The sequence below is a fragment of the Vibrio nigripulchritudo ATCC 27043 genome, assembly GCF_000222685.1.
Lineage (GTDB): Bacteria > Pseudomonadota > Gammaproteobacteria > Enterobacterales > Vibrionaceae > Vibrio > Vibrio nigripulchritudo.
Map to the genome: position 1 here is coordinate 1 of NZ_AFWJ01000126.1, position 5,797 is coordinate 5,797.

The following is a 5,797-nucleotide window of genomic DNA, read 5'->3' on the forward strand; positions in this document are numbered from 1 at the left end:
ACGATAAATGCGCTTCTTCAAACGCGTGTAATCGGCAACATCATGATCCAACCTTTGACCCACAACGATACAACGTAACGTTTGTGTTCCCGTATTGGTCATTGAGTGCGCTTCTCCACCAGCCGGAAACCCAATAAAGTCACCTTCCGAAATTTCATATGAACTTTCACCGATATAAGCAGTAGCTTTACCTTCTAGTACGTAAACACATTCATCTTCGAAGTAATGCACGTGGTGCTCTGTGGAGTCATATCCCGGCTCTATTTCGATAATATGAAATCCAAATCCGGTTATGCCGACTAAATCACCTAGTGACTTATTGATTCTTTTAGCGTTTTCATTCAAGAAATGCGTTTTAGCCGTTCCTTCCAGCGCTTCAATCTCATTTTTCTTTACGATTCCATGTTTCATATTGCTCTTACGCTCACATCAAGAGTTAATCCGATAGTGTTCACATTTATTTAATATTTCTGTCAATAAACACCATTTAAGCTGTAACAAATCGTTTCTAGGATCTAGTTTTGAAAATATAAATGTTCATTTGAAAACTAAAATATGAAACCCGATCCACGACAACAAGACATACTAAAAATGCTCAACGAGCACGGATTTGTCACGACAGAAGATCTCGCTAAGCACTTTAATCTCACAACTCAGACCATGAGAAGAGACATCAATATCTTATGTGAGATGGGGCTAGCCAAACGCAAGCATGGTGGTGTAGCCCTTCCCCCTGCAATGCAAAATCAAAACTTTTCTGCACGTGCCAGCTTTAATGAGTCAGTAAAGAAAAAGATAGGCGAAATTGCTGCTCAGTACATTGAGCCTGAGAGCACTTTGTTCCTTGGATATGGTTCTACCGTTATCGGGCTGGCACAGTCACTACCAAGACAAATCGCGCTAACGGTCGTCACCAACAACCTCAACGCTGCCTTGATCCTCAGCGGTTATCCCAACATAGAAACCTGGCTCACCGGTGGAAAAATTAGAAACCAACATAAGGACATGACGGGTTTTACCGCCACTGAGCTGTTGCGTTCTTTTAGAGCAGACCTTGCTGTTTGCAGTATTGCCGGAATTTCTGAAACGGGTGAACTGCATGAATTCCAGTATGAAGAAGCAGAAATCACTCGCCTGATACTCAAGAACAGCAAAAAGACGTTTTTACTCGCAGACAGCAGCAAGTACCTACGCAGTGCGACTGTCAGTTTTGCCCACATGAAAGATATCGATACGCTCTTCACTGATTGTGAAGACTCAACGTTAGCCGATTTATGTAAGCAGTCAGACACCCATTTGATTCTTACGGAGGAGCACTCATGAGTTACCTCCAGATAAGCAACATCAAGAAGCGATTTGCCGACAAGGAAGCGCTAAAGAACATTGATTTTCAAGTGAACAAAGGCGAGTTTGTTGCGCTGCTTGGTCCTTCCGGATGTGGGAAAACCACCTTACTAAGAATTCTTGCAGGCTTGGAAACCGCGACTGAGGGGCAATTCTTTATCGATAACGAAGACGTGACGACCCGTTCGCCTAGTGACAGGCACATCAGCATGGTCTTTCAGTCCTATGCGTTGTTCCCCCACCTTTCGGTAAAAGAAAACATCTTATTTGGTTTGAAGGCACGTAAAGTCCCCGCCAAAACTCAGAAACAAAGGCTGGAAGAAGCCGTTAATCAGGTTGGATTAGCCGACTATCTGAACAAATTGCCTTCCCAACTTTCAGGTGGCCAACGGCAGCGTGTTGCTCTGGCGAGATCTATCGTATCGCACCACCCAATCTGTTTGATGGACGAACCGCTCTCCAATCTCGATGCACAGCTCAGAGCCGATATGCGAAGCGAGCTTCGTCAGCTTCAGCAAGATCTTGGGCTAACGGTGATTTACGTTACTCATGATCAGGTAGAAGCCATGTCAATGGCAGACAAGATCGTCTTACTCAATCAGGGTGTAATTGAACAAATTGGCAAACCCCAAGGATTGTATCAACACCCTGCAACAACATTTTCTGCCCGTTTTATCGGAAGCCCTCCGATGAACCTGCTTCAACTGAAAAACAAGCCGTTTCTGACAGGCATCAGACCCGAACATATGCGCGTGGAGCAATCGGGAGAAAGCTGCACCGTAATAAAAGCCGATTATCACGGAGACAGTACCTTAGTCACTGCCGAAATCGAAGGTAACCAGCAGCTTTGTATCAAGCTGGATGGTCACCAGACACTTCAAAAAGGTGACTTGCTCAGTGTCAGTTGGGATGACAGCGACTGTTGTTATTTTGATCCTGACACTCAGCGACTTTTACCCACACCCCAAACTCAAAAATTCGCTACTGTTTAGTTAAGGATAAAACCATGAAAGCGATAAAGCGTGCTCTTGGACTCAGTATTTTAGCCAGTTCTTCTTTGGCGTATGCCGCAGATAAAACTGAACTCACTATGTACTACCCCGTAGCCGTTGGAGGCGCACTGACTCAGGTTGTCGACGGGATGGTCGACGATTTTGAGAAACAAAATCCAGACATCTCAGTTACCGCTATTTACGCCGGTAACTACGACGACACTCGCGTAAAAGCACTCGCCGCCCTGAAAGCAGGAGAGCCTGTACAAACTTCTGTGCTTTTCTCTATCGATCTGCTCGAACTGAAACGCATGGGTGTTATTCGCCCGTTCGATGACTTTGCCAAAACTTCTGAAGACAAAGCATGGCTGAATAGCTTCTACCCTGCGTTGATGGAAAACGGACAGCACGAAGGCAAAACCTACGGCATCCCCTTCCAGCGTTCCACAATCGTCATGTACTACAACAAAGACGCATACCGAGCTGCTGGTTTGGATCCAGAATCACCACCTACGACATGGAAAGCATTAAGAGAAACCGCTGCAAAACTGGTGAAAAAAGACAGTTCAGGAAAAGTAACCCAGTGGGGAATGATGATTCCTTCTACAGGTTACCCATACTGGATGTTTGGTGCTCTGACGAAGCAACAGGGTCAGACACTGATGTCTTCTGATGGGAAAACCGTCAACTTCAACAGCCCCAAAGTGGTTGAGGCTCTCGAGTTCTGGAAAGACTTGGGAACTAAAGATCAGGTAATGCCAAAAGGCACCATTGAATGGGGAACGCTTCGTCAGGAGTTTCTTGAAGGCAATACCGCAATGATGTGGCACTCGACAGGTAACCTTACTGCCGTACTTAAAAATGCCAAATTTGACGTTGGTGTTGCACAACTGCCTGCAAATGCAGAGCTTGGTTCGCCAACAGGTGGCGGTAACTTCTACCTGCTTAATTCTGGCACAGATTCCGAGCAAAAAGCTGCATACAAGCTGGTGAAGTTTATGTCTTCACCTGAGCGAAGTGCGCAGTGGAGTATTGCCACGGGTTACGTTGGTGTCAGTGAAGCGGCTTACCAGACCGAAGCGCTAAAAACCCACGCGCAAAAGGTGCCTCAGGCAGTGGTGGCTCGCGACCAACTTAAACACGCCACAGCAGAGCTGGCAACTTACGAAGCCGGACGGGTCAGAAAGGCACTGGATGACGCCATTCAGGCAACGCTTACCGGACAGAGCTCTGCCCAACAGGCACTCGATAAAGCGCAGAAACATGCTGAACGCTTGTTAAAACGCGCTACGCGATCTTAATCACTTGAACCAGAGCGGACGAGGTATTTTCCGACTCCGCTCTATTTCGGATAACTTATGTATTTACGCTTTAGCCAAATACCCAACTCACTGCTCGCCTGGTTGCTGCTGTTACCTGCATTGGTTTTGTTGAGCAACTTTACGTTTATACCTGCGTTTAACAGCTTCTTTACCAGCTTTTTCTATCAAGGAAGTGAAGGTACAACGTTTGTCGGTGCAGAGAATTTAGAGTATTTGCTGGATGACCCTATTTTTCTTCAGGCTTTGGTTAACAACGGCTGGTATGCGCTGGTCACTGTTCCTGTGTCGATTGTTTTAGCGCTTGCAATGGCAGTCTGGGTGAATGAAAACATCTTCGGACGCGGATTTCTTCGCCTTGCCTATTTCATCCCGACTATGCTGCCTATGGTCGCTGCCGCGAATATCTGGTTGTTCTTCTATTCGCCAAACATTGGGCTATTCAATACCGTTCTTGGATACGTAGGAATAGAACCAAGAAACTGGCTGGGAGATCCAGATACGGCACTGGGTTCTTTGATGTTACTCACCATATGGAAAGAAGCTGGCTTTTTCATGATCTTCTACTTAGCCGCTTTACAGGCGATTCCAGGGGAGCTGAACGATGCGGCAAAAGTTGAGTCGCCAAGTTACTGGTATCGATTCAGAAGAGTCACCTTGCCCCTGCTTGGACCCACAACCTTGTTTGTTCTCATTAATGCGCTAATCAATGCATTTAAACTGGTCGATCACCTGTTCATTCTCACCAAGGGTGGTCCGAACAATTCCAGTACCTTGCTGCTCTATTACATCTACGAGACGGCGTTTTCTTACCTAGATCATGAATACGCTTCCAGCCTGACGTTGGTGTTATTGCTGTTACTTGCAGTCTGCTCAGGCGTTCAGTTTTTACTCAGCCGTAACCGGGTGCACTATCGATGAATCAGAATCACATAACTCCCTGGTCAAAGGTCATCAATGGCATTGCCAGTTGGCTGCTCGGATTACTCTGGGTGTTGCCTTTGCTTTATATGGTTTGGGCGGCATTCCATAGCGGCTCTGATGCCATTTCATTTGATCTGAGTTCCCCCTGGCGACTCGATAACTTTTTTGAAGCTTGGACGATGGCACCATTTGTCACCTACATGTGGAATACCTTCTGCTTCGTCACTTTGCTGCTCGCTCTACAAATTGTGGTTTGCACCCTCGCGGCCTACGCGCTTGCAAGACTGGATTTTAAAGGTAAGAGCATCATATTCGGTGCCATATTACTGCAACTGATGATCATGCCTGAAGCGCTCATCAGTGAGAATTATCAACGAATTGCAAATCTTAATGCGATCGATACCTATTCGGCGATCGCCCTTCCCTATATCGCCAGCGCGTTTGGGATATTCTTGTTACGTCAGACTTTTATGCAGGTTCCTCAGGAGCTTGAAGACGCAGCGAGAGTAGAAGGATTGAGTAGATTCGCCACCATCTTAAAAGTTTACGTACCGCTAGCAAAGCCGACTTACCTTGCCTACGGTCTTGTCTCGATATCCTACCACTGGAACAATTTTCTCTGGCCTGTCGTAGTGACCAACACAGAGCAAAGCCGCCCTATTACGGTTGGAATCGCGCTGTTCGGATCACCGGAAATCGGGGTCGATTGGGGCGTTCTGAGTGCGGGAACACTGATTTCTATATCGCCTTTGCTGGCAATCTTTCTTATCTTCCAAAAACAATTCATGCAGTCTTTTATGAATTCGGGTCTTAAATAATGAATGCAAAAGAAACCAATACTTATTACGAAATGACCACCCCAAGTCTTATTTTTACCGATGTAGACGACACGTTGACTCATAACGGTGAGCTGCCTGTCGAAACGCTCCATGCTTTGTATCGATTAAGAGAAGCAGGAATTGAAGTGGTTCCCGTTACCGGTGCATGTGCCGGCTGGTGCGATCAGATTGCCAGATTATGGCCAGTTCAGGGGGTCATTGGGGAAAACGGGGCGTTCTCCATTACAAAAAGCAACGGCAGCATTGATTTCTTCGATACGGTTTCAGACGAAGATCGAAGAATAAACAGAGAATGTCTTCTGAAGATAGTTGACCGAGTCACCACCGAAGTCCCTTCACTACTGCCAGCAAAGGACAATATGTATCGACGATACGATGT

Annotated in this window: 7 protein-coding genes; 6 read left to right on the forward strand and 1 reads right to left on the reverse strand. The window is 46.3% G+C overall.

What is annotated here, in order from left to right; all coding sequences use genetic code 11:
• The coding region (locus RH89_RS12350; RefSeq protein ID WP_004402211.1) for a cupin domain-containing protein at positions 1-411 on the reverse strand (411 nt) is incomplete at its 3' end.
• A 144-nt stretch (positions 412-555) separates the two neighbouring features.
• Between RH89_RS12350 and RH89_RS12355 the strand changes: the two genes are divergently transcribed.
• The 6 genes from RH89_RS12355 to RH89_RS29635 form a co-directional block, all read left to right on the forward strand.
• A complete protein-coding gene (locus RH89_RS12355) occupies positions 556-1,323 on the forward strand; it encodes a DeoR/GlpR family DNA-binding transcription regulator (protein ID WP_080564003.1) in 768 nt (255 codons plus the stop codon).
• Positions 1,320-2,336, forward strand: coding sequence for an ABC transporter ATP-binding protein (locus RH89_RS12360; protein ID WP_004402213.1), 1,017 nt, complete (start codon positions 1,320-1,322; stop codon positions 2,334-2,336). The genes RH89_RS12355 and RH89_RS12360 overlap by 4 nt, the downstream gene beginning before the upstream one ends.
• A gap of 14 nt (positions 2,337-2,350) precedes the next feature.
• Entirely contained in the window at positions 2,351-3,637 is a 1,287-nt protein-coding gene (locus RH89_RS12365) for an ABC transporter substrate-binding protein (protein ID WP_004402214.1), read from the forward strand.
• A 57-nt stretch (positions 3,638-3,694) separates the two neighbouring features.
• Positions 3,695-4,576: a carbohydrate ABC transporter permease gene (locus RH89_RS12370; RefSeq protein WP_004402215.1), complete on the forward strand. Its 882-nt coding sequence runs from the start codon at positions 3,695-3,697 to the stop codon at positions 4,574-4,576.
• A complete protein-coding gene (locus RH89_RS12375; protein ID WP_004402216.1) occupies positions 4,573-5,397 on the forward strand; it encodes a carbohydrate ABC transporter permease in 825 nt (274 codons plus the stop codon). The genes RH89_RS12370 and RH89_RS12375 overlap by 4 nt, the downstream gene beginning before the upstream one ends.
• On the forward strand, positions 5,397-5,797 hold a 401-nt coding region (locus tag RH89_RS29635; protein ID WP_004402217.1), incomplete at its 3' end, for an HAD family hydrolase. The genes RH89_RS12375 and RH89_RS29635, both read left to right, overlap by 1 nt.